Annotated in this window: 26 protein-coding genes; 7 read left to right on the forward strand and 19 right to left on the reverse strand. The window is 52.4% G+C overall.

Annotated features, from left to right (window positions below):
* Positions 1 to 16 precede the first annotated feature (16 nt).
* Positions 17 to 1,618, reverse strand: a complete 1,602-nt coding sequence (gene tap / locus QNN88_RS02230; protein WP_414238787.1) for a methyl-accepting chemotaxis protein IV — start codon at positions 1,616 to 1,618, stop codon at positions 17 to 19.
* A gap of 44 nt (positions 1,619 to 1,662) precedes the next feature.
* Positions 1,663 to 3,324, reverse strand: coding sequence for a methyl-accepting chemotaxis protein II (gene tar / locus QNN88_RS02235; protein ID WP_414238788.1), 1,662 nt, complete (start codon positions 3,322 to 3,324; stop codon positions 1,663 to 1,665).
* A gap of 333 nt (positions 3,325 to 3,657) precedes the next feature.
* Between tar and QNN88_RS02240 the strand changes: the two genes are divergently transcribed.
* On the forward strand, positions 3,658 to 4,926 hold the full coding sequence (locus tag QNN88_RS02240) for a dicarboxylate/amino acid:cation symporter (protein WP_414238789.1): 1,269 nt from the start codon (positions 3,658 to 3,660) through the stop codon (positions 4,924 to 4,926).
* A 126-nt stretch (positions 4,927 to 5,052) separates the two neighbouring features.
* Here QNN88_RS02240 and cheW read toward each other — a convergent pair whose 3' ends face one another.
* From cheW to flhD, 6 genes are all read right to left on the reverse strand, one after another.
* Positions 5,053 to 5,556 (reverse strand): chemotaxis protein CheW, encoded by a 504-nt coding sequence (gene cheW, locus QNN88_RS02245; protein WP_414238790.1) that lies wholly within the window; start codon positions 5,554 to 5,556, stop codon positions 5,053 to 5,055.
* 21 nt (positions 5,557 to 5,577) lie between these two features.
* Positions 5,578 to 7,593, reverse strand: coding sequence for a chemotaxis protein CheA (gene cheA, locus QNN88_RS02250; protein ID WP_414239336.1), 2,016 nt, complete (start codon positions 7,591 to 7,593; stop codon positions 5,578 to 5,580).
* A 10-nt stretch (positions 7,594 to 7,603) separates the two neighbouring features.
* Positions 7,604 to 8,533, reverse strand: a complete 930-nt coding sequence (gene motB, locus QNN88_RS02255; protein WP_414238791.1) for a flagellar motor protein MotB — start codon at positions 8,531 to 8,533, stop codon at positions 7,604 to 7,606.
* Positions 8,530 to 9,423, reverse strand: coding sequence for a flagellar motor stator protein MotA (gene motA, locus QNN88_RS02260; RefSeq protein WP_414238792.1), 894 nt, complete (start codon positions 9,421 to 9,423; stop codon positions 8,530 to 8,532). The genes motB and motA overlap by 4 nt, the downstream gene beginning before the upstream one ends.
* Before the next feature lie 125 nt (positions 9,424 to 9,548).
* Positions 9,549 to 10,127, reverse strand: a complete 579-nt coding sequence (gene flhC, locus QNN88_RS02265; RefSeq protein WP_414239337.1) for a flagellar transcriptional regulator FlhC — start codon at positions 10,125 to 10,127, stop codon at positions 9,549 to 9,551.
* Between the two features lie 2 nt (positions 10,128 to 10,129).
* Positions 10,130 to 10,480 carry a flagellar transcriptional regulator FlhD gene (gene flhD, locus QNN88_RS02270; protein ID WP_042318359.1) on the reverse strand — a complete coding sequence of 117 codons (351 nt, stop codon included), beginning with the start codon at positions 10,478 to 10,480 and terminating at the stop codon, positions 10,130 to 10,132.
* Between the two features lie 793 nt (positions 10,481 to 11,273).
* On the opposite strand from flhD, the gene uspC reads away from it, so the two are divergent.
* Positions 11,274 to 11,702: a universal stress protein UspC gene (gene uspC, locus QNN88_RS02275; RefSeq protein ID WP_414238793.1), complete on the forward strand. Its 429-nt coding sequence runs from the start codon at positions 11,274 to 11,276 to the stop codon at positions 11,700 to 11,702.
* A 17-nt stretch (positions 11,703 to 11,719) separates the two neighbouring features.
* Here uspC and otsA read toward each other — a convergent pair whose 3' ends face one another.
* The 6 genes from otsA to QNN88_RS02305 form a co-directional block, all read right to left on the reverse strand.
* Positions 11,720 to 13,141 (reverse strand): alpha,alpha-trehalose-phosphate synthase, encoded by a 1,422-nt coding sequence (gene otsA, locus QNN88_RS02280; protein ID WP_414238794.1) that lies wholly within the window; start codon positions 13,139 to 13,141, stop codon positions 11,720 to 11,722.
* The gene (gene otsB, locus QNN88_RS02285) at positions 13,116 to 13,922 is read right to left on the reverse strand and encodes a trehalose-phosphatase (RefSeq protein WP_414238795.1); all 807 of its coding nucleotides are present in this window, start codon (positions 13,920 to 13,922) and stop codon (positions 13,116 to 13,118) included. Before otsB ends, otsA begins: the two co-directional genes overlap by 26 nt.
* 165 nt (positions 13,923 to 14,087) lie before the next feature.
* Positions 14,088 to 15,080 (reverse strand): arabinose ABC transporter permease AraH, encoded by a 993-nt coding sequence (araH, locus tag QNN88_RS02290; RefSeq protein ID WP_414238796.1) that lies wholly within the window; start codon positions 15,078 to 15,080, stop codon positions 14,088 to 14,090.
* Between the two features lie 14 nt (positions 15,081 to 15,094).
* Positions 15,095 to 16,609: an arabinose ABC transporter ATP-binding protein AraG gene (gene araG, locus QNN88_RS02295; RefSeq protein ID WP_414238797.1), complete on the reverse strand. Its 1,515-nt coding sequence runs from the start codon at positions 16,607 to 16,609 to the stop codon at positions 15,095 to 15,097.
* 85 nt (positions 16,610 to 16,694) lie between these two features.
* Positions 16,695 to 17,684, reverse strand: coding sequence for an arabinose ABC transporter substrate-binding protein AraF (araF, locus tag QNN88_RS02300; protein WP_414238798.1), 990 nt, complete (start codon positions 17,682 to 17,684; stop codon positions 16,695 to 16,697).
* Between the two features lie 318 nt (positions 17,685 to 18,002).
* Positions 18,003 to 18,560 (reverse strand): DJ-1/PfpI family protein, encoded by a 558-nt coding sequence (locus QNN88_RS02305; protein ID WP_414238799.1) that lies wholly within the window; start codon positions 18,558 to 18,560, stop codon positions 18,003 to 18,005.
* 517 nt (positions 18,561 to 19,077) lie between these two features.
* Here QNN88_RS02305 and QNN88_RS02310 point away from each other — a divergent pair.
* Positions 19,078 to 19,581 carry a non-heme ferritin-like protein gene (locus tag QNN88_RS02310; protein WP_414238800.1) on the forward strand — a complete coding sequence of 168 codons (504 nt, stop codon included), beginning with the start codon at positions 19,078 to 19,080 and terminating at the stop codon, positions 19,579 to 19,581.
* 129 nt (positions 19,582 to 19,710) lie between these two features.
* Here the strand turns inward: QNN88_RS02310 and QNN88_RS02315 are convergent, their stop codons facing one another.
* Together QNN88_RS02315 and azuC are read right to left on the reverse strand one after the other, a co-directional pair.
* On the reverse strand, positions 19,711 to 19,962 hold the full coding sequence (locus QNN88_RS02315; RefSeq protein ID WP_414238801.1) for a DUF2766 family protein: 252 nt from the start codon (positions 19,960 to 19,962) through the stop codon (positions 19,711 to 19,713).
* Between the two features lie 120 nt (positions 19,963 to 20,082).
* Positions 20,083 to 20,169, reverse strand: coding sequence for a stress response protein AzuC (azuC, locus tag QNN88_RS02320; RefSeq protein WP_086513008.1), 87 nt, complete (start codon positions 20,167 to 20,169; stop codon positions 20,083 to 20,085).
* Positions 20,170 to 20,381: 212 nt separating this feature from the next.
* Here azuC and QNN88_RS02325 point away from each other — a divergent pair, with 212 nt between their 5' ends.
* Positions 20,382 to 21,800, forward strand: coding sequence for an MFS transporter (locus QNN88_RS02325; RefSeq protein WP_414238802.1), 1,419 nt, complete (start codon positions 20,382 to 20,384; stop codon positions 21,798 to 21,800).
* Positions 21,801 to 21,846: 46 nt separating this feature from the next.
* Here QNN88_RS02325 and QNN88_RS02330 read toward each other — a convergent pair whose 3' ends face one another.
* Positions 21,847 to 22,485 carry an RpiB/LacA/LacB family sugar-phosphate isomerase gene (locus QNN88_RS02330; protein WP_414238803.1) on the reverse strand — a complete coding sequence of 213 codons (639 nt, stop codon included), beginning with the start codon at positions 22,483 to 22,485 and terminating at the stop codon, positions 21,847 to 21,849.
* Positions 22,486 to 22,745: 260 nt separating this feature from the next.
* Here QNN88_RS02330 and yecR point away from each other — a divergent pair, with 260 nt between their 5' ends.
* Positions 22,746 to 23,081 carry a YecR family lipoprotein gene (gene yecR / locus QNN88_RS02335; protein ID WP_414238804.1) on the forward strand — a complete coding sequence of 112 codons (336 nt, stop codon included), beginning with the start codon at positions 22,746 to 22,748 and terminating at the stop codon, positions 23,079 to 23,081.
* Positions 23,082 to 23,263: 182 nt separating this feature from the next.
* Complete coding sequence (gene ftnA / locus QNN88_RS02340) at positions 23,264 to 23,761, forward strand: non-heme ferritin (RefSeq protein WP_042318344.1); 498 nt, start codon at positions 23,264 to 23,266, stop codon at positions 23,759 to 23,761.
* Positions 23,762 to 23,794: 33 nt separating this feature from the next.
* On the opposite strand, the gene QNN88_RS02345 is transcribed toward ftnA, so the two are convergent.
* The gene (locus QNN88_RS02345) at positions 23,795 to 24,034 is read right to left on the reverse strand and encodes a YecH family metal-binding protein (RefSeq protein WP_414239338.1); all 240 of its coding nucleotides are present in this window, start codon (positions 24,032 to 24,034) and stop codon (positions 23,795 to 23,797) included.
* A 252-nt stretch (positions 24,035 to 24,286) separates the two neighbouring features.
* On the opposite strand from QNN88_RS02345, the gene tyrP reads away from it, so the two are divergent.
* Positions 24,287 to 25,438, forward strand: coding sequence for a tyrosine transporter TyrP (tyrP, locus tag QNN88_RS02350; protein WP_414238805.1), 1,152 nt, complete (start codon positions 24,287 to 24,289; stop codon positions 25,436 to 25,438).
* A 28-nt stretch (positions 25,439 to 25,466) separates the two neighbouring features.
* Here tyrP and QNN88_RS02355 read toward each other — a convergent pair whose 3' ends face one another.
* Positions 25,467 to 26,132, reverse strand: coding sequence for a YecA family protein (locus QNN88_RS02355; protein ID WP_414239339.1), 666 nt, complete (start codon positions 26,130 to 26,132; stop codon positions 25,467 to 25,469).
* Positions 26,133 to 26,137 lie beyond the last annotated feature (5 nt).

Below are 26,137 nucleotides of genomic sequence, written 5' to 3' on the forward strand. Positions count from 1 at the left end.
GCCTTCTCAATCACATTCAGGATACAACGGGCACAGCCTGCGGCGGTGCCGATTCTTGGTGTGTTACCACATGCTCTTCAAGTTTGAATACCGCTACTCGGGCGGACAGCGTGTCGGCCTGATGCGCGAGTTGTCCGGTCGCGGCGGCGGCTTCTTCCACCAGCGCGGCGTTTTGTTGCGTCACCTGATCCATCTGGGTGACGGCCTGCGCCACCTGCTCGATTCCTCTGCGCTGTTCATCTGACGCCGAGGCGATCTCGCCCATGATGTCGTTCACACGCGTGACCGACCTGACGATTTCCGTCATGGTGTGGGCAGCCGTATCGACGAGTTGCGATCCCTGCTGGACGCGGTTCACCGACTCTTCAATCAAGCCTTTAATCTCTTTCGCCGCCTGGGCGCTGCGGCTCGCCAGGTTACGTACTTCGCCGGCAACCACGGCAAACCCGCGCCCCTGCTCGCCGGCACGCGCCGCTTCAACCGCCGCGTTGAGCGCCAGAATATTGGTCTGAAAGGCAATGCCGTCGATCACCCCAATAATGTCGCCAATTTTTTGCGAACTGGCGGCAATGGCCTGCATCGTGCTGGCGACTTTCGTGGTCTGATCGCCGCCCGTTTTCGCGGTGTCAGCCGCACTTTTTGCCAGACCGGAAGCCTGACGCGCGTTATCGGCGTTCTGACTGACGGTTGCGGTTAACTGCTCCATACTGGCCGCCGTCTGCGCCAGCGAAGCCGCCTGCTGTTCGGTGCGGGAGGAGAGATCGTTATTGCCCATCGCGATTTCAGAAATCCCGCTGTGCATCGCCAGACTGCCCTGACGCACGTCACTCACGGTTTCCCGCAGCGCCTGTTGCATCGCCTTCAGGCTGGCAAAAATCGCCGAAATCTCATTACGTCCGTAAACCGCAATCGGACGCGCCAGATTCCCCTCGGCAATACTGTCAAAATGGCTGCCGATAATCGCCAGCGGCTGGACGATCATTTTGCGTGACCAGAACAGCGCGCCGGTGGTTAGCAGCGCGGCAATAATGACCATGCTGATAAAGATCGCCGCCGACATGTGATAGTTGTTTTTGCTCTGTTGCCCCGCCACCAGCAGCACATGATTAATGTTCTGCTGCCAGGCGTTGAAGTTCACATCAAAGGCATCCTGCGACGCCTGCACTGGCGCGGTCAGAAAGTCTGACAGCTGGTTGTTTTCAAGCCAGGTGGCCTGATGCTCCAGATCGCTGTGCCACTGAGTGAAGCTTTTCTCCGTTGCGTCCTGCAGCGCTTTGCCTGATTCCGTATTCGCCTCGATAGCCCTGAAGCTACTGAACAGCGTGGCGGACTGCGCCAGACTTTCGCGCGCGATAACCATCAGGCTTTTGATGTCATCGGGCGGATAGCTCAGCGCCGTTAATGTCCCGGCCTTGTTGAGGGCGGTACTCGCCTGTAATAAAACGGCGCGCGTTTGTGCCAGCGCCGCACGTTGCTGATTACTCTGCTCGACCTGATTCAGGCTTTGAAAACCGTCCCGAAATGCCCAGAAAGACAAGCCATTACTGCCAATCTGCAATACACCGCAGAGGATCAAAATTAAAAACAGCGTGGTCGAGATTCGAATACGATTAAACATCAACGCTCCCATCAGGCGGCAACGGCCGCAGTATTAAATATCAGTCAAAATGTTTCCCAGTGAGTATCGTGCTCCATGCTTAACGTGGGCTTCTGCGCGGTGCGGGGCACGTCAGCAGAAGTCCGTTCTTCTTTGGTTTTTACCGCATAAGGACGTGCGGCAAGGCGAAATGCGGATACCGCCATCGTCAGGCGGCTGGCCTGTTCTTCCAGCGCGGCAGCGGCGGCGGCGGATTCCTGCACCAGCGCGGCGTTTTGCTGCGTCACGCGGTCCATTTCAGAAACCGCCAGCGCCACCTGATCGATGCCGCGGCTTTGCTCATCCGAAGCTGAGGCAATTTCGCCCATAATGTCGGTCACCCGGGTCACCGCATTAACGATATCGTTCATGGTCTCGCCCGCGCTCTCTACCAGCACCGAGCCGGTATCCACACGCGAGACGGAGTCTTCAATCAGCGCTTTGATCTCTTTTGCCGCATTGGCACTGCGGCTGGCCAGGTTTCGAACCTCACCCGCTACCACGGCAAAGCCACGGCCCTGCTCGCCCGCCCGTGCAGCTTCCACCGCTGCGTTCAGTGCGAGGATATTGGTCTGGAAGGCAATCCCGTCGATGACGCTGATAATGTCGGCAATTTTCTTCGAACTGCCGGCGATTTCGTGCATCGTTTTGACGACGTTATCCACTACTTTTCCGCCGTGCTGTGCGGTTTCCGACGCGCTCTGCGCCAGTTGCGATGCCTGCCGTGCGTTATCGGCGTTCTGTTTCACCGTCGCGGTCAACTCTTCCATGCTGGCCGCCGTCTCTTCCAGCGCCGACGCCTGCTGTTCGGTCCGCGATGAAAGATCGGTGTTACCGGTGGCGATTTCCGTAGTACCGGAGTAGATGGCATCAGAGCCTTCACGCACCTGGGTGACGGTTTCCACCAGCGAGCGCTGCATGTGATCGACACTACCGGCCAGTTCGCCAATCTCATTACGTCCGGCAACGGTCAGGGTGTTAGTGAGGTTGCCGCCAGCTATCTCACGAATATGCGCGATGACTCTTGAGAGCGGGTTGAGCAAGGTGTGACGAATGCCGTACCACACCACCACCAGAATCAGGACCAGCACCACCGCGAGGATGCCAAGCTGCCACTGCGCAAACTGGTAATCACGAGCGCTTTCATCAAATGCCTGGCGATAGAGTTTTTCGCTGACGCTGGCATATTTGCTCTTCGCTTCGCCGAGACCGTTTTGCATCCCTTGCGTGGGCTGCGCGAAAAAGGCATCCATGTTGCCGTTTTCGAGGAACTGCACCAGTTCCGTTAACCCCGCGAAATATTTCTGGTATTTCTCGTCCACATTACTGCTGACTTCCGCCATCTCCGGCAGAGGATCGATAGATTTAAACCTGGTGTAATGCTCCGCCGCCTGCGCGAGCGATGCTTTCGCACTCTTCAGGAGGTCATTTTTTGCGCTACTCTGCTGATTGTTCGCGTCCATCATCATGCGAGCGGAGGAGCGGCTGAGGTTAATACGCGTTTGCAGCATCAGATCCCATGTCGAGGTCAGTTCACTTTGCTGTTGGCGTAGATCGTTGGAAATAACAAAACTTTTTTGATTCTGCTGTAAAGACGAAAACAGCAGACCACCAGAGACAAGCTGTAGCAGTGCGAAAACCCCCAGCACCATCATCAGCATTGTGACAACGCGGATACGGTTAAACATAAGGCACCTTCCTGAAAACGAGTTATCAACGTTATCGGCACCCTTGATAAGAACTTTACGTTTGCGAAAGGGAAATCCCGCGCAGAAGGCGATATCCACTCAACCCTGTCACTGAGATAGCAGACGCATGGCTGCCAGTCACAGACGTTTTATGCCACCCCGTGGATAAAAATACGCGGTCATGAGTGCAACAAAACAAGCAAATAATAAAAAATAGTTGTAACCCGCGGCGGAATACTCCAGGTTAGGTAGGAAATGATTCAGCGCTGTTATATACATAAAAAATATGGATCGCTGATAAGAAATTGTTAAATTCAGCCCGAGGGACTTTTAGTGGCAAATGCAAATAAGCTCACGATATTCATCGTGATTTTCATGCTGGCAGGTATTGTGTCTGGTGCGGTTATTCACTCTTATACATCCGAAAGCGTTATTGCCGCCTGGTCGGATAACATCACCCTTCTCACCGACATCTTCTTACGTCTGATTAAGATGGTTATCGCTCCGCTGGTGTTCAGCACCCTGACCGTGGGCATTATGCGTCTTGGCGAGACGTCCACCATCGGGCGTGTGGGGGGCAAAGCGATGATCTGGTTCATCAGTTCCTCTATTCTCTCCATTCTGGTGGGTCTGTTTATTGTCACTCTGGAACAACCCGGCAGCGGGCTCAATCTGGCTATCCCTAAAGAAGCGGTCGATACCGGTCTCGCCGTCGGCGGGATGAGCCTGAAAGGCTTTCTGTCGCATACCATTCCCACCAGCATTGCCGGTGCGATGGCCGATAACGAAATTTTGCAAATCGTGGTGTTCTCGATGTTCTTCGGGATTGGCGGCGCGTCGTTGGGCGAAAAATTCAATGCCCCGCTGGTGACGGCGCTGGACGTGGTTTCCCACATTATGCTGAAAGTAACCGGCTACGTGATGTACGTCGCCCCGCTGGCGATTTTTGCCGCCATCTCCTCGGTGATCGCCACCGAAGGATTGGGCATTTTGCTTAATTACGCTTCATTCATTGGCGGCTATTACGTCGCGATTTTGCTGACCTGTCTGGTGCTGCTGGCGATAGGCTATCTGGTGTTGAAGAAAGAAATCTTTCGTCTCGTCAGCCTGCTGAAAGATCCGGTGCTGGTCGCCTTTACCACCAGCAGTTCTGAAGCAGCCTATCCGAAAACCCTGGAGCAACTGACGAAGTTTGGCTGCTCGCGCAACATCGTCTCTTTCGTGCTGCCGATTGGCTATTCCTTCAACCTGGTCGGCTCGATGGTCTACTGCTCATTCGCGTCGATGTTTATCGCGCAGGCTTACAATATCCCTCTGTCATTTGCCGAGATTAGCGTCCTGATGCTCACGCTGATGCTGGCATCAAAAGGTATTGCCGGCGTCCCGCGTTCCGCGTTAGTGGTATTGGCGGCAACGATTCCGAGCTTTAACATTCCCGTCGCCGGCATTTTGCTACTGATGGGCATCGACCATTTTCTCGACATGGGCCGTTCCGCCATTAATGTGTTGGGCAACGGTATTGCGACGGCGATGCTGGCTCAAAACGAAGGCTTGCTGGAAGAGAGTAATGAGGAAGATGGGTCACAGCAGGTTGAAGCATAACGGTTCCGGTGATTGCCGGATGGCGGTGTAAACACCTTATCCGGCCTACAACCACCTTCAGCCGTAGGCCGGATAAGCACAGCGTCATCCGGCATTAAAGCATGGTAACCACATCCGGCAAGAGAATCAGGCGACGTGAGTGGCTGCCATATCCAGCAGTGCCATTTCGTCGCTGTTCAGCAGTTTCTCAATGTTGACCAGGATCAGCATCCGATCGCCCAGCGCGCCGAGTCCGGTCAGGTATTCCGTTGACAACGTCACGGCAAATTCCGGTGCCGGGCGAATCTGCTCCGCGGTCAGCGACAGCACATCAGAGACACCATCCACAACAATCCCCACGACGCGCTGTCCCAGGTTCAGCACAATCACTACGGTGTTATCGTTATAGTCAACATCGCCCTGGCAGAACTTCACACGCAGATCGACAATCGGCACAATCACGCCGCGCAGGTTCGTTACCCCTTTGATAAACGCAGGCGTGTTGGCAATGCGCGTGACCTGATCGTAGCCACGGATCTCCTGTACTTTCAGAATGTCGATGCCGTACTCTTCCTCTCCCAGCGTAAACACCAGGAATTCCTGACCTGACGGCTCGCCAGCCAGTTTGCTCACATTAGTCATACCGGTCATATTTTACCCTTTCTCACTCAATCAGGCGGCGGTGATCGCCATACGTTGTTCGCGATTTAAACCCTGCAGGGCGGAGACATCCACAATCAGCGCGACGCTGCCATCGCCCAGAATGGTGGCGGCTGAGATACCCGGCACTTTGCGATAATTACTCTCCAGGTTTTTAACCACCACCTGGTGCTGACCAATGAGCTGATCGACCAGCAGTGCGTAACGGCGTCCGCCGCTTTGCAGGATCACTACGATGCCCTGGGTGGCTTCGGTCTTCGCCCCTTCTACTTCAAAGACTTTCCACAACTCAACCAGCGGCAGATACTCACCGCGCACTTCCAGCACGCGCTCGCCTCCGGCTAATGGATGCAGGTCATCGTCACGCGGTTGCAGGGATTCCATCACCGCATTGAGCGGCAGAATGAATACTTCGTCGGCGACACGCACCGACATGCCGTCGAGGATCGCCAGCGTCAGCGGCAGCAAAATGCGGATCGTTGTGCCAGAGCCCTGCTTTGACTGGATTTCAACGTGCCCCCCCATCTCCTGGATATTCCGTTTCACCACGTCCATGCCCACACCGCGCCCGGAAACGTCGGTCACCTGCTCAGCGGTCGAGAAGCCAGGCGCGAAAATCAGCATTCCCACTTCGTCATCGGTCATGTTTTCGTTGACCGCCATCCCCTGGGAGATTGCCTTCGCCAGGATACGTTCGCGGTTCAGCCCTGCCCCGTCATCCGTGACCTCGATGCAAATGTTGCCGCCCTGATGCTCGGCGGAGAGAATCAGATTACCGACGGCGTTTTTACCGGACTCCATGCGTTTTTCCGGTAGTTCGATACCGTGGTCGAGGCTGTTACGCACCAGATGGGTCAACGGGTCGATAATGCGCTCAATCAGGCTCTTATCGAGTTCCGTCGAGCTGCCGACCAACGTCAGTTCGACCTGCTTGCCAAGTTTGCCCGCCAGGTCGCGGACCAGACGCGGGAAGCGACTGAAGACGTATTCCATCGGCATCATACGAATCGACATTACCGATTCCTGCAGATCGCGGGCGTTACGTTGTAACTGCCCCATACTGGTGATGAGATCGCCATGATTGACCGGGTCCAGTTCATTTGAACGCTGTGCCAACATAGACTGCGTGATCACCAGTTCACCGACCAGGTTGATAAGCTGATCGACCTTCTCCACCGCCACACGAATACTGGTGGATTCACTGACGCGCGCCGGTTTTTCCCGCTCAGCACGGGCAGATTGCGCTTCGCTGGCAACGGGTTTTACCGCTGGCACTGCGGCAACGGGTTGTTCGATGGCTACCACCTCGGCCGTCTCTGGCTGAACCGCGGGCACCGCCGTCGAAACGACTTTCTCAAAGGCAATTTGATCAGCTTCAATCACAAAGCACAGGACGGCAATGACGTCATCCTCGGCAATGTCGCCATCAAGCGTTGCCGCAAGGCTGTCTTCACCTTTGACCACATCCGATAAGGGGGTCAGATTGCCCAGTTCTTCTTCCAGCAGGGCCACTTCACTGGCCTTCAGACGCGAAAGGACAATGCGCAACTTTTCTTCTTCCGCCGCAACCCCTTCTTCAGGCATCGTATTGTCGACCACGCTCAGTCGGGCATTCGTCACCACGGCTGGCGCGGTTTCGCCTTTCGCTTCCAGCGCTAACTGGCGTAATGCCGTGCAGATGTATTCGAAGCTGTCGGCATCCGGCTCCTGCGAACTTTTATAGGCATCGAGCTGTTCCTGCATAATATCTTTCGTTTCCAAAAACAGGTTGATAATGGCGGTATTGAGCTGCATCTCACCGCGACGTGCATCATCCAGCAGGTTCTCCATCAGATGGGTCGTTTCCTGCAAAACGGTGAAGCCAAATGTGCCGGCACCCCCTTTGATGGAGTGCGCTGCACGAAATATGGCATTCAGTTGCTCGGAATCCGGCGCTTCGGGCACCAGATCAAGCAGATGTTGCTCCATGTCGGCCAACAACTCGTCAGCTTCATCAAAAAAGGTCTGATAAAAATCGCTTATATCCATGCTCACGCTATCACCTCGGATTGGCTGGTGGCGATGTGGGAACGCTTACCTGCGGACTGGCCGCAGGCTGTTGTAATACACTTACCGGCTCGTTCTGGCTTTCAGCGTTTTCATGCAAAATGGCCTGCTCGGTCTGTTTGTTCAGCACCAACAGACTGATTCGGCGGTTGATGGCGTCATCAGGACCGCGATCGCTCATGCGCATCGTGGCGGCCATGCCGACCACCCGTAATACTTTCCCGTCGTCCAGACCGCCCTGCACCAGTTCGCGCCGCGATGCATTGGCGCGTTCGGCAGAAAGTTCCCAGTTGCTGTAACCCTTTTCACCGTTCGCATAGGGGAAATCGTCCGTGTGCCCGGACAGGCTGATACGGTTTGGAATGCCGTTCAGCACCGGGGCGATCGCCCGCAGGATGTCACGCATGTAGGGTTCAACCTCGGCGCTGCCGGTCTTGAACATGGGGCGATTCTGACTGTCGATAATCTGAATACGTAACCCTTCCTGCACCAGGTCAATCTTCAGGTGCGGGCGCAGCGCCCGCAGTTTTGGATCGGATTCAATAAGCTGATCGAGATCGCCGCGCAGTTTGCTCAGGCGATTTTGCTCCATGCGCTTTTTCAGTTCATCGATGTTCGGCTGCTTGTTCACTTCGCCCTGTTGCTGGGTGAAATCGTCACCACCACCGGGAATCGGACTCTGACTGTTGGAAATTCGATTTCCTCCCGTCACCGCCGTCGCCAGCGGCGTACGGAAGTATTCGGCAATCTGAATCAGTTCTTTAGGGCTGGAGATGGAAATGAGCCACATCACCAGAAAAAAGGCCATCATGGCGGTCATAAAGTCAGCGTAAGCAATCTTCCACGATCCGTGTGCTCCGCCACCGTGCCCCTTATGTTTGCGCCGTTTAACCACGACGATAGGATGAGACCGATTCTTCATGCGCCCTCGGTCGTCGTCTGCTGCTGTTGGTTCGGGTTTTTCACGGCGCGAACATGTTCTTCCAGTTCGATGAACGACGGACGTTCGCTGGAATACAGCGTTTTACGCCCAAACTCGACGGCAATCGGCGGCGCGTAACCGTTCAGATTTGACAACAAGGTTATCTTCACGCACTGCATCATCTTGCTGGTTTCCGCACTCTTCTGGCGCAGAACGCTGGCGAGCGGCGAAATAAAACCGTAAGCGAGCAAAATGCCGAGGAACGTACCGACCATCGCATGGGCAATCAGTGAACCCAGTTCAGCGGCGGGTCGGTCAGCGGATGCGAGCGCGTGTACGACCCCCATCACCGCGGCAACGATACCAAATGCCGGTAGCGAATCCCCCATCAGCGCCAGACTGTTGGCCGGCACTTCCGATTCGCTTTCGTGCGTTTCAATCTCTTCATCCATCAGCGCTTCTATCTCGAAGGTATTCATGTTGCCGCTGATGATCAGGCGCAGGTAGTCGACGATGAACTCCAGCATCACTGCGTCGGCCAGAATACGCGGGTAACTGGCGAAAATTTCGCTCTCTTTCGGGTTCTCAATATCACGCTCAAGCGAGAACATCCCCTGCTGGCGAGACTTGGCCATCAGGCGATAGAGCAGCGCGAGCAGATCCATATACATCGCTTTGGTGTATTTCGAGCGGCGAAACAGTAGCGGCAGCGCTTTCAACGTCCCCTTGATGGCTTTACCGTTGTTACCCACGATAAATGCCCCTATTCCCGCGCCACCTATGATGACAAATTCAGCCGGTTGATAGAGTGCCCCCAGGTTTCCGCCGGTCATCATATAACCGCCAAAAACTGTACCAATAACCACCAGGTAACCTAATAAGATAAGCACGACATCATCCTTCTGCTGTTGACTATGACAGGATGTGCAGTCGGGGCGTTAACGCGTTGGCGAGGCAAAAAAAAGCAGCGGTAATCGCTTACCGCTGCTGGAGTGTTTCGTCCACACCGTATCGGTTAAACAGCCTGTTCGATCTGTTCATCCAGCAGTTGTGGAATAATATCGGCAGCATCCTGGGAAAGTTTACGTCTTTTTACCGCACGGGAAGGCGGCTGACATAAACTGCAGGCAAAACTGCCCACAGGTTGGTGAGCGTGGGTAATGAAATTGCCGCCACAGCAGTTACAACTGGATAACTGAAGCAGTCCACTTTCGACAAAACGCACCAGTGTCCATGCGCGAGTCAGCGCCAACAGCGGCCCTTCGTCGCCCTGTGGACACTGCTCGAGGTACAGCCGATACGCCTTAATGACGGCATCAACGCCACTGCACAAGCCCGTTTTCAGTAAGAACTGCCAGGCATTGCAGAACATGGAAGCATGAATATTTTGCTCCCAGGTCATAAACCAGTCCGTCGAAAACGGCAACATACCTTTTGGCGGCGGGCTACCACGAAGTTCTTTGTACAGCTTGATGAGGCGACCGCGACTTAACTGCGTTTCGCTTTCCAGCATTTGCAAACGGGCACCCAGTGTGATCAGTTCCATCGCTAACTGGATATCACGAGCTTCCTGAACAATGCTTTTTTCACTCATCATCAGGCCCTTTTCTTACGCGCGGTTTCATCAGCCTGATTGACATCACTTAACAGTCGAGTGGACAGCATGATACCGGTGTGAATTTGCTGGAGATCGTCTACTCTTGAATCCTGAGTCAGACGCGTAATGGTTTGATGGCTGTCAAAACGGAAATGACACACAAGCTGATTCGTTTCTGCCAGTTTTACCATTTGTGGAAGGGTCAGCGCCCCTAGTGAGACCGCCATTTCCTCATTGATCCCGAGACGAAACATAGCGGACGCTTTGTCCTGAACGATTAGACGCTGTGCAAGGAGTAAATATGACAAATTGATGTCATAAATGTGTTTCAGCAACTCGGATGTATGCATTATTCCCATCCAGAATAACCAACTTTTATTTTTATGCGGTAAAACCGCACCCCGTGATGTCGCCGGGAATTCCCGGTAAAAAAAGCAAATAGGTCAAACACATACCCTAACTCAGGCGCAGAAACATAGACGTACGCGCTACACTGGTCCCCTGCCAGGTTGTAACGCGAGCACATGATTTCTTACAAATGCCTAAGATTTTTCCTAATTCGACGCAACTGTACTCGTGAGAACCTGGACATACAACAAAGCCACGCTGCGAATTTGGAAAATATGTGATGCTCATCACACAAATTAACTTAATCGTTAACATAAATCCATCAGTTGAGCTTTTATTTTGCTGGTAAATTAACCAGTGAAACTCCATTTTATTCTCATGGGTATAAGATCGGGTGACTGATATGCAGAATATTTTTACGCAACATGCGTTAAAATCACCTCTTGAAAATAATCAAAATGCAGTTATCTTGCGCCGAAACAAATTTATTTTTTATCGATTTAAAACAACAACTTAATTGTTTCTTATTTTTTATCAATGCAAGGCATTGATGATTATGCTGTTATTAATAACGAATGCGAATTTGTTAAACCAAATTTTGATTGACTCCACGATTTAATTTAAGTCAACCCATTTGGTTAGTACTTTTGGTTATTCCTTAGATTCACATATAAGGAATATTAATGAATAATTATGATAGTCTTCACATTATTGTCATATTGAAGCATTGCAGTTATCAGCGAATCGGAGTAATGCTGAAGAACCACCTCATATCCTTGCAATAAGGAGCGAGTTATGAGTTACAAACACATTCTTGTCGCCGTGGCGGTAACCCCGGAAAGTCAGCAACTCCTGGCAAAAGCCGTCTCCATTGCCCGCCCTGTCAACGCGCAAATTAGCCTTATCACCCTCGCCTCAGATCCTGAGTTATACAATCAGTTTGCCGCCCCGATGCTGGAAGATTTACGCGCGGTGATGCATGAGGAGACCACTGATTTTCTTGAAAAACTGGGGAAAGATGCGGGCTATCCGATTGCGCAGACCTTCATTACCTACGGTGAGTTAAGCGAGCATATTCTTGACGTGTGTCGCAAACACGATATCGATCTGGTCATCTGCGGCAACCACAACCATAGCTTCTTTTCGCGAGCCTCCTGCTCAGCGAAAAGTGTGGTGAGTTCAAGCCTGGTGGACGTTCTGCTGGTTCCACTTGAGGGTGATTGACCCTTTCAGAACACCGTTCAGGCTAGCTTTGGAAACGTCGCGACTTTGCGTTGCTGAAGAGTTTCAGCGCTGCGAGGGGAAATCGTCTTTAGGTCGCAGATGAATTGCTCCTGCCAGTGATTGATGTCGTTTTTCTCAATCACTTCCAGCATCTCAGCATGACGTGAAATGCGCTCGGCCAGCGGCATCGTGAGGGCGCGATCCAGCGCAGCCGCCACTTCATCACGATCGTAGGGATTGACGATCAGCGCGGAGGTTAACTCATTTGCCGCACCGGCAAACTGCGACAGCACCAGAACGCCTGGATTGGCGGGATCCTGAGCAGCAACAAATTCCTTCGCCACCAGATTCATACCATCACGCAGCGGCGTGACCAGACCCACATCTGAATAGCGAAACACCTTCATCAGTAATTTGCGGTCGAAATGTTGGTTGAGATAGAACAGGGGCGTCCAGCCCAGTTGTCCGTATTTGCCGTTGATGCGACCGGCTTCCGTCTCAAGTTGATGACGAATATCCTGATACGCCTGCACATCGCCACGGGAAGTGGGCGCAATTTGCGTATAACGGATTTTTCCGTGATGCTGAGGGAATTTCTCCAGCAGCGCCTCGTAGGCCTGAAAACGCTCTGGCAACCCTTTTGAGTAATCCAGTCGCTCAACAGAAAAGATGTTCTTTAAATTCTTCAGCTCCGCTTTCAGTTGCGCCAGTTTCGGCGGCAGCGGACCAGAAGCCTGCTGAGCAATCTCCTGCGGCTCGATGCCGATGGGATACACCTCGGTGCTGAAGGTCTTTCCCCAGGCCGTGTGGCTGCGCGTATCGTGAGTCGTAACTCTCGTCAGGCTGGAGAGACAGTCAAGGAAGGCCAGCCTGTCGTTTTCAGTCTGGAATCCCAGCAGGTCAAAATCGCATAACTGCTCAAGCAGTTCTTCCGATGACGGCAACGCGTTAAAGATTTCCGGCGTCGGGAAAGGAATGTGTAAGAAGAAACCAATACGATTATTCACGCCACGTTTACGCAGTTCGCTGGCAAACGGCAGCAGGTGATAATCATGAATCCAGAGGATGTCATCTTTTTTCAGCAACGGCAGCAGCTTATCTGCCAGTAACGCGTTCACCCGTAGATAGCCTTCCCAGGCGGTGCGCTGAAAATTCACCAGATCTAAGCGATAGTGAAAGGCGGGCCACAACACGGCATTAGAGAACTGGTTGTAATACTCCTCGTGGTCTTTTTCGCTCAGGTTAAACGATGCCCAGATGATATTGCCCCGGGTGACTTTTTTTAATGGCTGATCCTCGTTACCCAGCTCGCCACTCCAACCGAACCAAAGTCCCCCCGCCGCTTTCAGCGCGCCCAGCACACCAACGGCCAGGCCGCCTGCACTGGTTTTGTTATCGGGGGGCGCAATTCGATTAGATACTACGACTAAACGACTCATGGCCATTTCTCCTGTCATTCATGGTTGTTTCTTGTTGTTGTTCTTTCGTGTGAATAGATTCCAGCCAACGCCAGACGTCAGGCACACCCGCTAATCGCCATTTCGCCTGCGTTTCACCGTTACCGACTTTAACGGATATGCCACCCGCGTTGTTTACCACGGCAAATCCCGTCTCATCGGTTAAATCGTCTCCCAAAAAAACCGGGATCCGCCCGGCAAACGGCGCTTCCTGCATAAACGCGGCGATGGCTTCGCCTTTGTTGGTCCCTTTCGGTTTAATTTCGACCACACACTTCCCCTGCTGGAGCGCAAGCTGCGGCCAGATTTGGGTGATCCGCAACGCCAGCGCCTGCAGCGCCGCTTCATGCTCCGGCGCCTGACGGTAATGCAGCGCGAAGGCCATCCCTTTGGTTTCAAGCTCGGCGCCAGGCAACTTCGCCAGCGCCGTATGCAACTGCACGCTGATATCGCGCTCTATGGCCTGCGGAAGGTGCACAATATGGGTTTTACCATTGATATCACGGCGTTCAGCCCCATGTACGCCTGCCAGCGGAAAGCGAAAGGGTTTTGCCAGCGCGTCAAGTTCGACCATTGAGCGCCCTGAAATCAATGCCAGCGCCCCTGCATTACGCTCTGCAAGACGGTGGAGAATCTGAAGGATCGTGGGGGGTATCACCACCTGGTCCGGATGCGGTTTTATTTCCGCAAGGGTCCCATCAAGATCGAAGAAATACGCGTAGTGTCTGGATTGTTCAGGGGTTTCGGTTAACGGTTCTGCCACCCGGTCTTCCTCCTTTTCATTATCTCTGGGCACGTGGATCGCACCTCAATAGCAACGATAAGTATAGACAGTGTGACGGTGCTCGCCATTTGCAAACACCATTGCCAGCCGGGTTAACGGCTGGCATAGAGGAAAAACCAGGCTAAAACGTTCGGCTTTTTGTTATCAAACCGTACGCTTCGCTTTTTGTTTATAACGGTCGAAGATCACCGCCGCCAGCAGGATCAAGCCACGGACAACGTACTGGGCAAACGGCGAGATATTCAGCAGATTCATCGCATTCTCAACGGTACCCAGGATCAGGACACCGGCCACCACATATGAGATTTTTCCGATGCCGCCTTTAAGGGAAACGCCGCCCAGAACACATGCTGAAATGACAATTAGCTCATAACCGATGGAGGTCATCGGCTGTCCGCTGGTCATGCGTGAGGCGAGGATAATCCCGGCGGCCGCAGAGACCAGACCAGAGAGCACAAAAATAATGATCTTGGTGCGCACCACCGGCACCCCTGCCAGACGCGCCGCTTCTTCGTTACCGCCAATCGCCAGCGTGTTGCGCCCGAAGGTCGTTTTGTTTAACAGCAAGCCAAAAATGATCAGGCAGCCCACTGTCAGCCAAATTGGCGCCGGCAAACCGAGCCAGTTCGCGTAGCCGAGGGTGAAAAAGCGCTCGTCTTCAATCCCCACCGCTTTACCGTCAGAAATGATATAGGCCAGGCCACGGACGATTTGCATCGTTGCCAGCGTGGTAATCAGGGCGTTGATTTTGAGCCGTGCAATCACGAAGCCGTTGACCAGCCCGCACAGAATCCCCAACAGCAGGCCTGCGCCTACGCCCATCCACAGGCTTTCGGTCATATTGATGACCACCGCCGTGGTTACCCCGGCACAGGCGATCACCGACGCGACGGAGAGGTCGAAATCCCCTGACGCCAGACAGAACAACATGCCGCAGGCCACCATCCCCGACATGGAGATGGCCAGCCCCAGCCCCTTCATATTGATAAAGGTAGCGAAGTTAGGCACAAATATCGCACAGGCCAGAAACAGGACGGCGAATACCACCAGCATGCCATACTGGTCCCAGATACGTCCGAGACTAAATGGCGATGGCGACTTCGGCGCGCCCGATCCAGAAGTAGTTACGGAAGACATCATTCTCTCCTTTCTCAGGCGACAGCCTGGCTGACTTTAGGCATAGCGAGGCTCAGCGCCTGGCGCTCATCCGCCTGCTCGTGAAGTAATTCCCCGGCAATCTCGCCTTCCCGCATGACCACAATGCGGTCAGCCACACCGAGGACTTCCGGCAGGTCACTGGAGGCGAACAGCACGGCAACACCGCGCGCGGCCAGGGCATAAATAACGTTATAAATCTCGTGCTTCGCGCCAACGTCAATGCCGCGCGTCGGTTCGTCGAGCAGAATCACCTTCATCTCTTCCGACAGCCAGCGACCGAGAATGGCTTTTTGCTGGTTTCCCCCGGAAAGATTCATGATCAACTGTTCGGCACCGGGTGTTTTGATGTTCAGGGAACGAATATGATGGTCGGCATTGCTCTCCTCCCATTCGTTGTTGATCACGCATCCACCCAACACATGCTTACGACGCGCGCTGATGTTGATGTTGTCGCGTACTGAATGCACCGGAATGATCCCCTCCGCTTTTCGGTCTTCCGGGCACAGCATCATTCCCGCCGCAATGGCGTTCGCCGGCTTGCGGATATCGATCGGCTTTTCGTCGATATACACCTGCCCTTCGCTGATACGGGTGCCACCAAATAAGCCTTTCATTAACTCACTGCGGCCCGCACCGACCAGGCCAAACAGCCCGACAATTTCACCGCTACGTACCGTGAGGCTAATCGGCGTGCGCACGCCCTGCGCTTTAACCTCATGCAAACGCAGGCGCTCTGCACCATAGGGGCGTGGCTGCCAGCCGTAGATATCCCCCAGATCGCGCCCCACCATCGCTTGTACCAGCGCATCGTGGTTGACCTGCTGCATATCGGTAAAGGTTTTCACGTAGCGACCATCTTTAAACACAGTAATCGCATCGCTAAGGGCGAAGATCTCCTCCATGCGGTGCGAGACATACAGAATGACGCGCCCCTCTTTACGCAGTTCGCGGATCACCCGAAACAGGTTCTCTATCTCCCGTGCGGAGAGCGAACTGGTGGGTTCGTCGAAGGCGATAATTTTGGCGTTGCGGGCCAGCGCTTTGGCAATTTCTACCATCTGCCACTGACCGATTGAGAGATACTTCAGGGGGGTCGCAGGGTCGATATCCATCCCCAGGTGTTTGAGTTGCAGACCCGCCTCATAATTGAGTAAAGAGCGGTTCACAATACCGCCTTTATGGGGAAGCTGACCGAGATAGATATTCTCGGCGACGGTCATCTCGGGCACGAGATGCAATTCCTGGTAAATAATGGCCACACCAGCGTTCAGCGCGGCGGTGGTATCCGCGAAGCTCATTTCCTGCTCGCGAATCGCCAAAGAGCCCGTGGTTGGCGCATAGTTACCGCTGAGAATTTTTAAGAGTGTTGATTTCCCGGCGCCATTTTCACCCATCAGCGCATGCACCTGACCGGCGTAACAGTCAAAACTGATATCCGTAAGCGCTTTAACGCCGGGGAAGGTTTTACCAATGCCGCGAAATGAGAGATACGGGGTAGACTGTTGCATAACGTCTCCGTGATTCAGTATCGTTCTAACCGGTTGCCGGATGGCAACATGAGCGATGCCATCCGGCCTTTCACTTGCTGTCGTACTACTTGCCGCCTAACCCTTTTTTCGCCAGCTCTTCTTTAAAGTTGTCACGGGTAATCAGTACCACATCGGTCACTTCGGTGAAGGCCGGTGGCTCAGCGCCTTTGGTCACCCAGTTGTAGAGCATTTCGCTCGATTTATAGCCATGAACATCCGGGCTTGGCAGCAGAGAGCCGTAGAAGCCGGTTGCCTGCGCTTTGGACAGTTCGCTCACCGCATCTACACCGTTAATGCCGATGCCGATCACGTCCGCGGCTTTGAAGCCCTGACCTTCAGTGGCACGTACGCCGCCCAGGACGGTGTTATCGTTCATACCGACAATCAGCCAGTGTTTCACTTCAGGATGTTGAACCAGCATAGAGTTGGCGGCATCAAATGCGCCGGGAATGTCATTAGATTTGGTGGGGACCTGGTAGATCTGTTTTTCCGGGAAGCCTGCGGCTTTCAGTGCATCCATCGAACCGCCGGTACGACGACGTGCGGTATCCAGTTCGTTGGCGGTAATCGCCATCACTGCGCTCTCTTTGACATCCCAGCCACGTTTCTGCATCTCTTTATACAGTTCCTGGCCCTGACGTTCGCCGATTTTAGTGGCCGCCATCATGACCAGTGGGACGGTATCCATCGGTTTACCTTTGGCATTGACGAACTGATCGTCCACCGCGATCACTTTCATGTCGTAGCCGCGCGCCTTAGCGACAATGGCGGAACCCAGTTTCGGATCCGGTGTACAAATCACAAACCCTTTCGCCCCGCTTGCTGCCAGGCTGTCGATCGCATTCAGCGTCTTCTCGCCATCCGGCACGGCGATTTTAATCACTTCAAAGCCCAGGTCTTTCCCGGCTTTATCGGCAAATTTCCACTCAGTCTGGAACCAGGGTTCTTCCGGCTGTTTCACCAGAAAACCTAACTTCATGGTTTCTGCGATAGCGGATTGTGACATAACGGCAGCCAGACCGATGGCTGCCAGCGCTTTAGTGAATTTGTGCATGGTTAACTCCAGCTTTAGCGTCATTTTATGTAGGGTAATATTCAACGACTTTATGTAATTCGGACAAAAAACAAGGCATTACCAAAAGAGCTCAAGATAAGTGCCAGTTCTGGAATAGTTGTAGCGGGAAATTGATTCTCCATAGGAGAGCGGCATCACACCGCAGAATTACAGTAATTGCGTACATAAATTCAGCGGAAAATGACATAAGAAATGGGTTAATTGTCCGACAAATGAAAAGTGGAGTAGCACATTAATCCATAAGGTCAGCTCACAAATCCTTGTTCCCGAATATGCCTGTATTCGGGAACAAACGAATTACCACGGATAATAGATATGCGCGGCGTGATCGCGCACCGGTTTGTCATCCCCTAATAAACGGGCTGACAGCGCCAGGGCAAAATCAAAAATATGGCCTAATCCTTTACCACTCAGGAGATTGCCATCCTCAACGACAGGCGCATCGACATACACCCCGTCGGTCACCGTTTCATAGAGATCGCCTGAGCAGACATAGCGACGCCCCTTCAGTAAGCCGCTACCGCCTAATACGCGTGCGGCGGCAGAGCAAATGGGGCAAATTAATTTCCCGGCGGCATCATGGCGCGTGATGAACGCGATAACCTGTGGATTCACCGCAAGATTCATGCTTCCCTGCGGTCCTCCCGGCAGCACCACCGCGTCATACAGACTCTCCTGTTGCCCTGTCAGGGTGTAATCAGTCACCATCGGGAGATTGTGGTAACTCACCACTGCACGAGACTCTGCACAGGCCAGCGTGTCAACGTCGATGTCCAGCCGACGCAAGATATCAATAGTGACGATGGCTTCCGCTTCCTCGAAACCCGATGCCAACAAAACTGCCACTCTTTTCATTCAACTTTCCTCATTTATTACAGGCTGATAACACTGAAAATAACGAAATAATCATTCGGTTATAATTGATAAGACGTCGCTGCCTGGTTTTCCGCAGGAGATAAAACGGCGTTATTTCCGCCCATACGGTTTCACTGGATTATTATCGCAACAGGGACAGGAAAATTATCAATAATCTGATATTACCCTATGAAACCATTCAAACCTGTGACTTGAAACAGCATTTCAAAAGAAAATAAATCATTCATCAGCCATTAAAATCAATAAGATATATAATTTCACATTATGTTTACCAAATACGACTTGATGTATTACCTTCAGTAATATGTAAAAAAACATAAACAATCGCACTTAAGGATTTTCTTATTTCATTTATGAAGGTATGCTTATTTTAGATAAGCAACGAAATTGACTCTTCGATCACATAATGGACTGGCAGAATGGACTTATTCTGCTAACAGTAAGTTGTGCGGATGCGTTCTGCACATCCCTTCTATCAGGAAATAAGGATATTGATATGGCTGCAGTTGGAATGGTAAACAAACTCAATAATCAAATGAATCTTGAGTTTTATGCTTCCAATCTCTACCTCCATCTGAGTGAGTGGTGTTCCGAGCACCGTCTGATGGGTACAGCGACTTTCTTACGTGCTCAGGCTCAGAGTAACGTCACCCAAATGATGCGCGTTTTTAACTTCATGAAAAATGCCGGGGCGAATCCGGTCGTTAAGGCCATTGATGTACCCGGCGAAGACTTACATTCGCTGGAAGAACTGTTTCAGAAAACAATGGAAGATTATGAGCAGCGCGCCAGCACGCTTTCACAGCTGACCAACGAAGCAGAAGCGCTGAATGATGCACCAACCCTCAATTTTCTCCACGATCTGGAAAAAGAACAGCAGCAAGATGGACTGCTGTTACAAACGATTCTTGATGAAGTGCGTAGCGCCAGGCGTGCAGGCCTTTGCCCGGAACAGACCGATCAGCATGTACTCAATGTGGTGAATTACCAACAGCATTAAGTGACCCCGTCATTGGCCTGCATTTCACTCCCCCGACAGGCCAATTCGCAAAGCCCTTTCTGTCCGATGCCTCCCACTTTGGGGAGGTATCGTAAAAAGCATTTCTAAAATTTAAAACAACGGTTTATTTTAGTGAGCTTCGCCCTGCGGTGTGAATTTCAGTTCAATCAGCGCGATCGCTTTCTGGATAGCGCGCCGAGTGATGGGGTCAGCAGCAGCGGGATGCGTTGAAAAATCAATATTTTTCAGCTGGCTGGTCATTTTTTCGCGAACCTCAACGGGAGCAATCACGTCGAGAACATCGAGAATTTGTTTGATGACGAGCTGACAGGCGACAACGTCAGAGACCAGTTCCTGATCGGCATTCAGCGGTTGGGACATAGTATGCGCTCCTGATTGTGATGAAGGCCGACATAGTACCGATTCACACGCCGAAACGATAGCCGCACCTGACGCAGTGAACGACGGGTATAAAAAAACCTGCCGGAGCAGGTTTTTTTATCAGCGGAACATATCGCCCGGCGGTACGTCTTTAAACGTTTTGCAATAGTTCTCAAACATGCTTTTCAGGATTTTGCGCAGTTTCATGGCATGACTCCGTCTATGTTGTTATGCAGGTGTTATCATCTACGCCCTTATAATATGATCACCGTCACAAAAATCAACATACATGTGATTTACATCACGATTTAAAATTAACAAATTCTTTGCATTTTATGTTATTCGGCTGATAAATCAATCAACTACAGAATTATCAGTTCCGGTAAAATTTTATAATTTTTTTTAACGGCAAGTCCAACATGCAAGAAGACCGGATTACAGAAAGCAAACGAGGCATCTCCCCTGCCGCTCTCCTCGTCGCCGGGGCGTTTTTCATGGAGTTTATTGACGGTACGGTGATCGCGACCGCCCTGCCCGATATGGCCAAAAGTTTCGGTGTGCAGGCGGTTGATTTGAACATTGGCATCAGCGCCTATCTGATTACTCTGGCGGTACTCATCCCGGCCAGCGGTTGGATAGCCGACCGCTTTGGCGCACGCAAAATCTTTATGCTTGCCCTTGCCATTTTCACTCTCGCCTCAGTGCTGTGCGGTCTTTCCACGACGCTGGAGTGTTTTCTGACAATGCGTATCCTGCAGGGTGTGGGTGGCGCGCTGATGGTTCCCGTGGGACGCTTAGCCGTATTGCGTACCACACCAAAGCATCAGTTAATTACGGCCATCGCCACCCTAACCTGGCCGGCACTGGTGGCGCCGATTATTGGTCCACCGCTCGGCGGCTTTATTACCAGCTACGCTAACTGGCGGTGGATATTCTTTATTAACGTGCCGCTGGGCCTGCTGGCGATCGCGCTGGCGCTGCGATGTATTCCCAATATCCGTGATAACGATCGGCGTCCTTTTGATCTTCCGGGCTTCGTCGCGACTGCTGTTGCGATGGTCAGCCTGGTCTATGCGATGGAGTTGCTGGGAGCTCAACATCCCGAAAGCGGATTGACGATAGCTCTGTTAGGGCTTGGCGTGGGGGCGTTTGCCTTCTCTTTGCGACATTTCCGGCGAACCGCCTGGCCGATGATTCGTCTCGACGCGATGCAAGTGCCAACATTTCGCGTCACCATGTACGGAGGGTCACTGTTTCGTGCCTCTATTAGCGCCGTGCCTTTTCTCCTGCCGCTCATGTTTCAGGTAGGGTTTGGTATGAATGCCTTTCAGGCCGGTTCGCTGGTACTGGCAGTATTTGTCGGTAATCTGACCATTAAGCCCGCAACCACGCCACTTATCCGCTGGCTCGGCTTTAAAAAGCTGCTGCTGATTAACGGGACGCTCAATGTGCTGGCGCTGCTCGCCTGCGCGCTGATCACCCCCGGCACGCCTGTCTGGATTATTTTGCTGGTGCTGTACCTCGGCGGCGTGTTTCGGTCGATTCAGTTTACCGGCATCAGCACCCTGGCTTTCGCCGACGTTCCTTCCGCCCAGATGAGTTACGCCAATACCTTGTTCAGCACGGCCACGCAGCTGGCCGTTGGACTGGGGATTTCACTGGGGGCGATCGGTATTCGCATTGGCGCGAACGTCAGTGAATGGCTGGGGTTGAGTGCAATACCAGGCATCAGTTTTCGCCTGGCGTTTGTGGCTATCGCGCTTATCTGCCTGATGGGTATGGTGGATACGTTGCGACTGACGAAAGATGCGGGAAGTGCGGTATCGACAAGGAAGTAATACCTGACGCCGGATGCGCATTGCCACATCCGGCTTTTGAGCAAAATTAGCTGAGGATTTCGCGAACAAACGCTTCGATCTCTTCGCTCTGGCTGTTTTCAAAGAAGCACTGCTGGAAACGCTGACCGGACACTGCCGTCTTCACCAGTTCTGGATCGATCGCACGCAGCGTATCAAGATAGTTTTCTTTAACGACTGCCGCTTTGACCTGGTTGAGAATACCGGCATTGCGTACCTGCGGTTCTTTACGCTCTGGCGGATAACCTTCGCCGTTACGACCTGTAAAGGCCTTTTCAAAGATAAAGCGCACGTTCAGTTCTGCTCCCCAGCCAAATCCTTTCGCAAATGGCAGAGACAGCGCATTTCCGTTATTAATTTGCGCAAACAGGAACGCATCCGCCGGATCAATGCAGTAACCGCACACAACACCTGGATGAATATTCAGCGACATCAGCGCGCCCTGACCCGTACCGCAGCCAGTCACGACAAAATCAACTGCTTTTGAATTCAGCAGAATGCTCGCCATGATACCAAGATGGATATAGGTCAGGTGGTGGTCATTCTCGTCGCTCATACCAACGTTGAATACCGGAAACCCCTTTTCATCCGCAACCGCTTTGAGTTCGCGGTGAATGATGGCGTTTTTGCCTGCCTGGCTGTTTTCCATCATCAGTGCAATTTTCATTCTGTTTTCTCCTGAATGCGATGCGGGAAAGCCCGCCTTGAGTCAATCACGATACCGCACAGTACTACTTCGCAAACTCACTTTCAAATTTTATGAAAGATGGTTTTAAAAATGATGAGTGGTTTCACAATTTCACCTGCGAACCGCAAAATGCCTTTCGTCGTGTGGATTAGTCGTGGCTGATCTATAAGTTATTCAGGCCATTGAAACGCCGATGCGTGAATTAGGATAGCGCATCACCGAACATTCAGAGCGATACCATGAAGACTCTTTTAATTGCCTTCTCACTCTTACTTTTGGCGGGGTGTACGATCAACAGACAGGCGCAGGTGAGTGATGTCAGTGCGACGACCGGTGTGGTGAGATTGAGTTACGATCAGGCTATGCTGCAAAACGCCCATACCGATAACTATATCGCCCAGGGCACCGCCACTCGTGCGTGTCAGCAATTAGGCTATGCCAGCGCCGTGTCGTTTGGTCAACCCGTCAGCACCTGTAGTGTTTACGCCGGCTCGCTGTGCCTGAACACAAAAATCACCCTTTCATGGCAGTGTCAGGGCGTCGCCATTTCACCCGCGATTCCTCATTATTATTAATTTACGGGCCAGTATTGACTGGCCCGAATTATCACACGCTAATTATCTTATAGCGGAAATGCGTTTTATTCCCATTCGTATTTTTAATAATTAAATTTATTATTTTACCTTTTGCAAATAATTAAATAACAAATTATAGTGACGCCACATCAACATATTTATGAATTTTGTGGAGCGAAATCATGCTGAAAACAGAAATGATCGACAAACTGAACGAGCAAATGAACCTGGAATTATATTCCTCCCTGCTCTATCAGCAGATGAGTGCCTGGTGCAGCTACCACAGCTTCGAAGGGGCCGCCGCGTTCCTGCGCCGCCACGCGCAGGAGGAGATGACTCACATGCAGCGTCTGTTCGACTATCTGACCGATACCGGCAGCCTGCCACGTATTAATACCGTCTCATCGCCTTTTGCAGAATATGCTTCGCTGGACGAATTATTCCGTGTCACCTATGAACATGAACAGTTGATTACCCAGAAAATTAACGAACTGGCGCATGCTGCAATGACCAGTCAGGATTACCCGACCTTTAATTTCCTGCAATGGTATGTTGCCGAACAGCATGAAGAAGAGAAATTATTCAAATCGGTAATTGATAAATTGACGCTGGCAGGGAAAAGCGGCGAAGGTTTGTATTTTATTGATAAAGAACTCTCTACGCTCGATACCGCAAATTAAGCATAAACGGTGAGGAAATTCCTCACCGGTTTCTTAATGACGGCAGATCTTGCTTTCGTGCGTAGAAAAACCGTCATCCTGAGCAATAAACTTCCCTTTCGCCGCCAGAAACGCCACCAGCTCTCCCGCCGTCATGTCCGACGCGGAACAGGTATGAAAACGTGTCGCTTCGCCAAATCGCGCTTTGATCGCGGCTTCCAGACTCGCAGTAGAATATTGCTTGCCTGACTCAATCATCATATTTAACACTTCGTGACCGTGAACAGAATCCATCATTCCTCCTCAATAAAATGCGTAGCCTACGCCGATACGACATCCACTGTTTTGCGTTAACGCAGGTTGGTCTCATTCAAGAGTGTAAATATTTTTATACATCCAATGTAACGGTCATTTGACGAAAATAGCGTTATGCCTTACCCTGCGCCGCAGATCTAACCGTTGTTTATCTCTGGGACAGTGTAAAGCGTGAAGAATAGAACTCTGGGAAGTGTTTTCATCGTGGCGGGCACCACGATTGGCGCAGGGATGCTGGCGATGCCGCTGGCTGCTGCCGGGGTCGGTTTTGGCGTCACTTTTGCGTTACTCATTGGGCTTTGGGCATTGATGTGCTACACCGCGCTGTTGCTGCTTGAGGTCTATCAACATGTCCCGGCCGATACCGGGCTAGGCACGCTGGCAAAACGCTACCTGGGACGCTATGGTCAGTGGGTCACAGGCTTCAGTATGATGTTCCTGATGTATGCGCTGACCGCAGCCTATATCAGCGGTGCAGGCGAGTTACTCGCCTCCAGTATCAGCGACTGGACCGGAAGCGAAATGTCTCCCAGCGCTGGAGTATTACTGTTCACCTTTGTTGCCGGCGGCGTCGTCTGCGTGGGTACCTCGCTGGTCGATTTGTTTAACCGCTTTCTGTTTAGCGCCAAGATTATTTTCCTGGTGGTGATGTTGGCGCTGCTGATGCCGCACATTCATAAAGTCAATCTCCTGACCCTGCCGCTAGAACAGGGGCTGGCGCTTTCGGCTATCCCGGTCATTTTTACCTCTTTCGGCTTTCATGGCAGCGTTCCCAGCATCGTGAGCTACATGGAAGGCAATATCCGCAAACTGCGGTGGGTGTTTATTACCGGCAGCGCGATTCCGTTAGTGGCCTATATTTTCTGGCAACTGGCGACGCTCGGTAGCATCAACTCCACAACGTTTATGGGATTGCTGGCAAATCATGCCGGGTTGAATGGTTTATTGCAGGCGTTACGGGAGGTCGTTGCCTCACCGCACGTTGAGCTGGCGGTACATTTGTTTGCTGACCTGGCGCTGGCGACTTCCTTCCTCGGCGTCGCACTGGGCCTGTTCGATTATCTGGCCGATCTGTTTCAGCGCCGCAATACAGCCTCTGGCCGGTTGCAAACGGGCGCGATTACCTTTCTGCCGCCGCTGGCCTTCGCCCTCTTCTATCCACGTGGTTTTGTCATGGCGCTGGGCTATGCCGGCGTCGCGCTGGCTGTACTGGCGCTGATCATCCCTTCGCTGCTGGCATGGCAGAGCCGCAAACAGAATTCGCAGGCGAGTTACCGCGTGCGGGGCGGGCTTCCCGCCCTGGCGTTGGTGTTTACCTGTGGCATTGTGGTGATTGGCGTACAATTTCTGATTGCCGCCGGGTTGCTGCCTGAAGTGGGATAAAGAAAAAGGGGCGTCAGCCCCTTTCTGATCAGTGCAGACAGCACTGCTTGTATTTTTTTCCGCTTCCGCACGGGCATGGATCGTTGCGGCCGACTTTCACTTCCGCTTTCACCGGCACCTGTACCGGTGCTTCCTGCGGGTGCGCCATCCAGTATGCATGGAGATCCAGCGCCGCAAGGCGAATTGCTTCAACGCTTTCTTCAAACGCTTCCGGGGTCAGTTTCTCAACGACCTCGAAATTCTCTTCCGTACCGTGCAGCGCAATGGCGTCCAGAGCGGGTTTAAGGGTATCGGGTAACGCAGACCAGTCGGAAAGCGCGACGCCGCGCATGTAGCCGAAGCACCACTCTTCTACAATGGTAATCTCACTCCCTTCAATTTCACGCAGACCAAACAGCGGCTCGAACTGCTCCGGGAAATTATTCAACCGCTCAGCGGTATCCTCCATATGCTGGAAAGCGAGATTCATGAAACGCGTCATCTCTTTTTCAGAGGACCAGCGCGGCACATATTGCGCCCCACCCCATACGGCAACCAACCACTGCTCTGGCTCAATTTCACGTGGTGAACTGAGTACAGCCGTCAGCAGCCCATCCAGTTCTGCTACGTCCAGAATGGCATGCTCGGTGTTGTACTTGGTTAATACATCATCCAGCCACTCCAGTTCACTTTCGTTTAACGGTCCCGTTTTCATCATAC

The organism is Citrobacter sp. ANG330, assembly GCF_047467925.1.
GTDB classification, from domain to species: Bacteria; Pseudomonadota; Gammaproteobacteria; order Enterobacterales; family Enterobacteriaceae; genus Citrobacter_A; species Citrobacter_A amalonaticus_G.

What these genes read in the sequence shown, in the direction of transcription:
- cheA (WP_414239336.1), bottom strand. Translation starts at nt 7,593, where the DNA reads ATGGATATAAGCGATTTTTATCAGACCTTTTTTGATGAAGCTGACGAG.
- uspC (WP_414238793.1), top strand. Translation starts at nt 11,274, where the DNA reads ATGAGTTACAAACACATTCTTGTCGCCGTGGCGGTAACCCCGGAAAGT.
- ftnA (WP_042318344.1), top strand. Translation starts at nt 23,264, where the DNA reads ATGCTGAAAACAGAAATGATCGACAAACTGAACGAGCAAATGAACCTG.
- tar (WP_414238788.1), bottom strand. Translation starts at nt 3,324, where the DNA reads ATGTTTAACCGTATCCGCGTTGTCACAATGCTGATGATGGTGCTGGGG.
- tyrP (WP_414238805.1), top strand. Translation starts at nt 24,287, where the DNA reads ATGCTGGCGATGCCGCTGGCTGCTGCCGGGGTCGGTTTTGGCGTCACT.
- QNN88_RS02315 (WP_414238801.1), bottom strand. Translation starts at nt 19,962, where the DNA reads ATGTCCCAACCGCTGAATGCCGATCAGGAACTGGTCTCTGACGTTGTC.
- araG (WP_414238797.1), bottom strand. Translation starts at nt 16,609, where the DNA reads ATGCAACAGTCTACCCCGTATCTCTCATTTCGCGGCATTGGTAAAACC.
- araH (WP_414238796.1), bottom strand. Translation starts at nt 15,080, where the DNA reads ATGTCTTCCGTAACTACTTCTGGATCGGGCGCGCCGAAGTCGCCATCG.
- QNN88_RS02355 (WP_414239339.1), bottom strand. Translation starts at nt 26,132, where the DNA reads ATGAAAACGGGACCGTTAAACGAAAGTGAACTGGAGTGGCTGGATGAT.
- cheW (WP_414238790.1), bottom strand. Translation starts at nt 5,556, where the DNA reads ATGACCGGTATGACTAATGTGAGCAAACTGGCTGGCGAGCCGTCAGGT.
- flhD (WP_042318359.1), bottom strand. Translation starts at nt 10,480, where the DNA reads ATGCATACATCCGAGTTGCTGAAACACATTTATGACATCAATTTGTCA.
- tap (WP_414238787.1), bottom strand. Translation starts at nt 1,618, where the DNA reads ATGTTTAATCGTATTCGAATCTCGACCACGCTGTTTTTAATTTTGATC.
- QNN88_RS02345 (WP_414239338.1), bottom strand. Translation starts at nt 24,034, where the DNA reads ATGGATTCTGTTCACGGTCACGAAGTGTTAAATATGATGATTGAGTCA.
- flhC (WP_414239337.1), bottom strand. Translation starts at nt 10,127, where the DNA reads ATGAGTGAAAAAAGCATTGTTCAGGAAGCTCGTGATATCCAGTTAGCG.
- QNN88_RS02310 (WP_414238800.1), top strand. Translation starts at nt 19,078, where the DNA reads ATGGCTGCAGTTGGAATGGTAAACAAACTCAATAATCAAATGAATCTT.
- otsA (WP_414238794.1), bottom strand. Translation starts at nt 13,141, where the DNA reads ATGAGTCGTTTAGTCGTAGTATCTAATCGAATTGCGCCCCCCGATAAC.
- QNN88_RS02330 (WP_414238803.1), bottom strand. Translation starts at nt 22,485, where the DNA reads ATGAAAATTGCACTGATGATGGAAAACAGCCAGGCAGGCAAAAACGCC.
- motB (WP_414238791.1), bottom strand. Translation starts at nt 8,533, where the DNA reads ATGAAGAATCGGTCTCATCCTATCGTCGTGGTTAAACGGCGCAAACAT.
- QNN88_RS02305 (WP_414238799.1), bottom strand. Translation starts at nt 18,560, where the DNA reads ATGAAAAGAGTGGCAGTTTTGTTGGCATCGGGTTTCGAGGAAGCGGAA.
- yecR (WP_414238804.1), top strand. Translation starts at nt 22,746, where the DNA reads ATGAAGACTCTTTTAATTGCCTTCTCACTCTTACTTTTGGCGGGGTGT.
- araF (WP_414238798.1), bottom strand. Translation starts at nt 17,684, where the DNA reads ATGCACAAATTCACTAAAGCGCTGGCAGCCATCGGTCTGGCTGCCGTT.
- QNN88_RS02325 (WP_414238802.1), top strand. Translation starts at nt 20,382, where the DNA reads ATGCAAGAAGACCGGATTACAGAAAGCAAACGAGGCATCTCCCCTGCC.
- azuC (WP_086513008.1), bottom strand. Translation starts at nt 20,169, where the DNA reads ATGAAACTGCGCAAAATCCTGAAAAGCATGTTTGAGAACTATTGCAAA.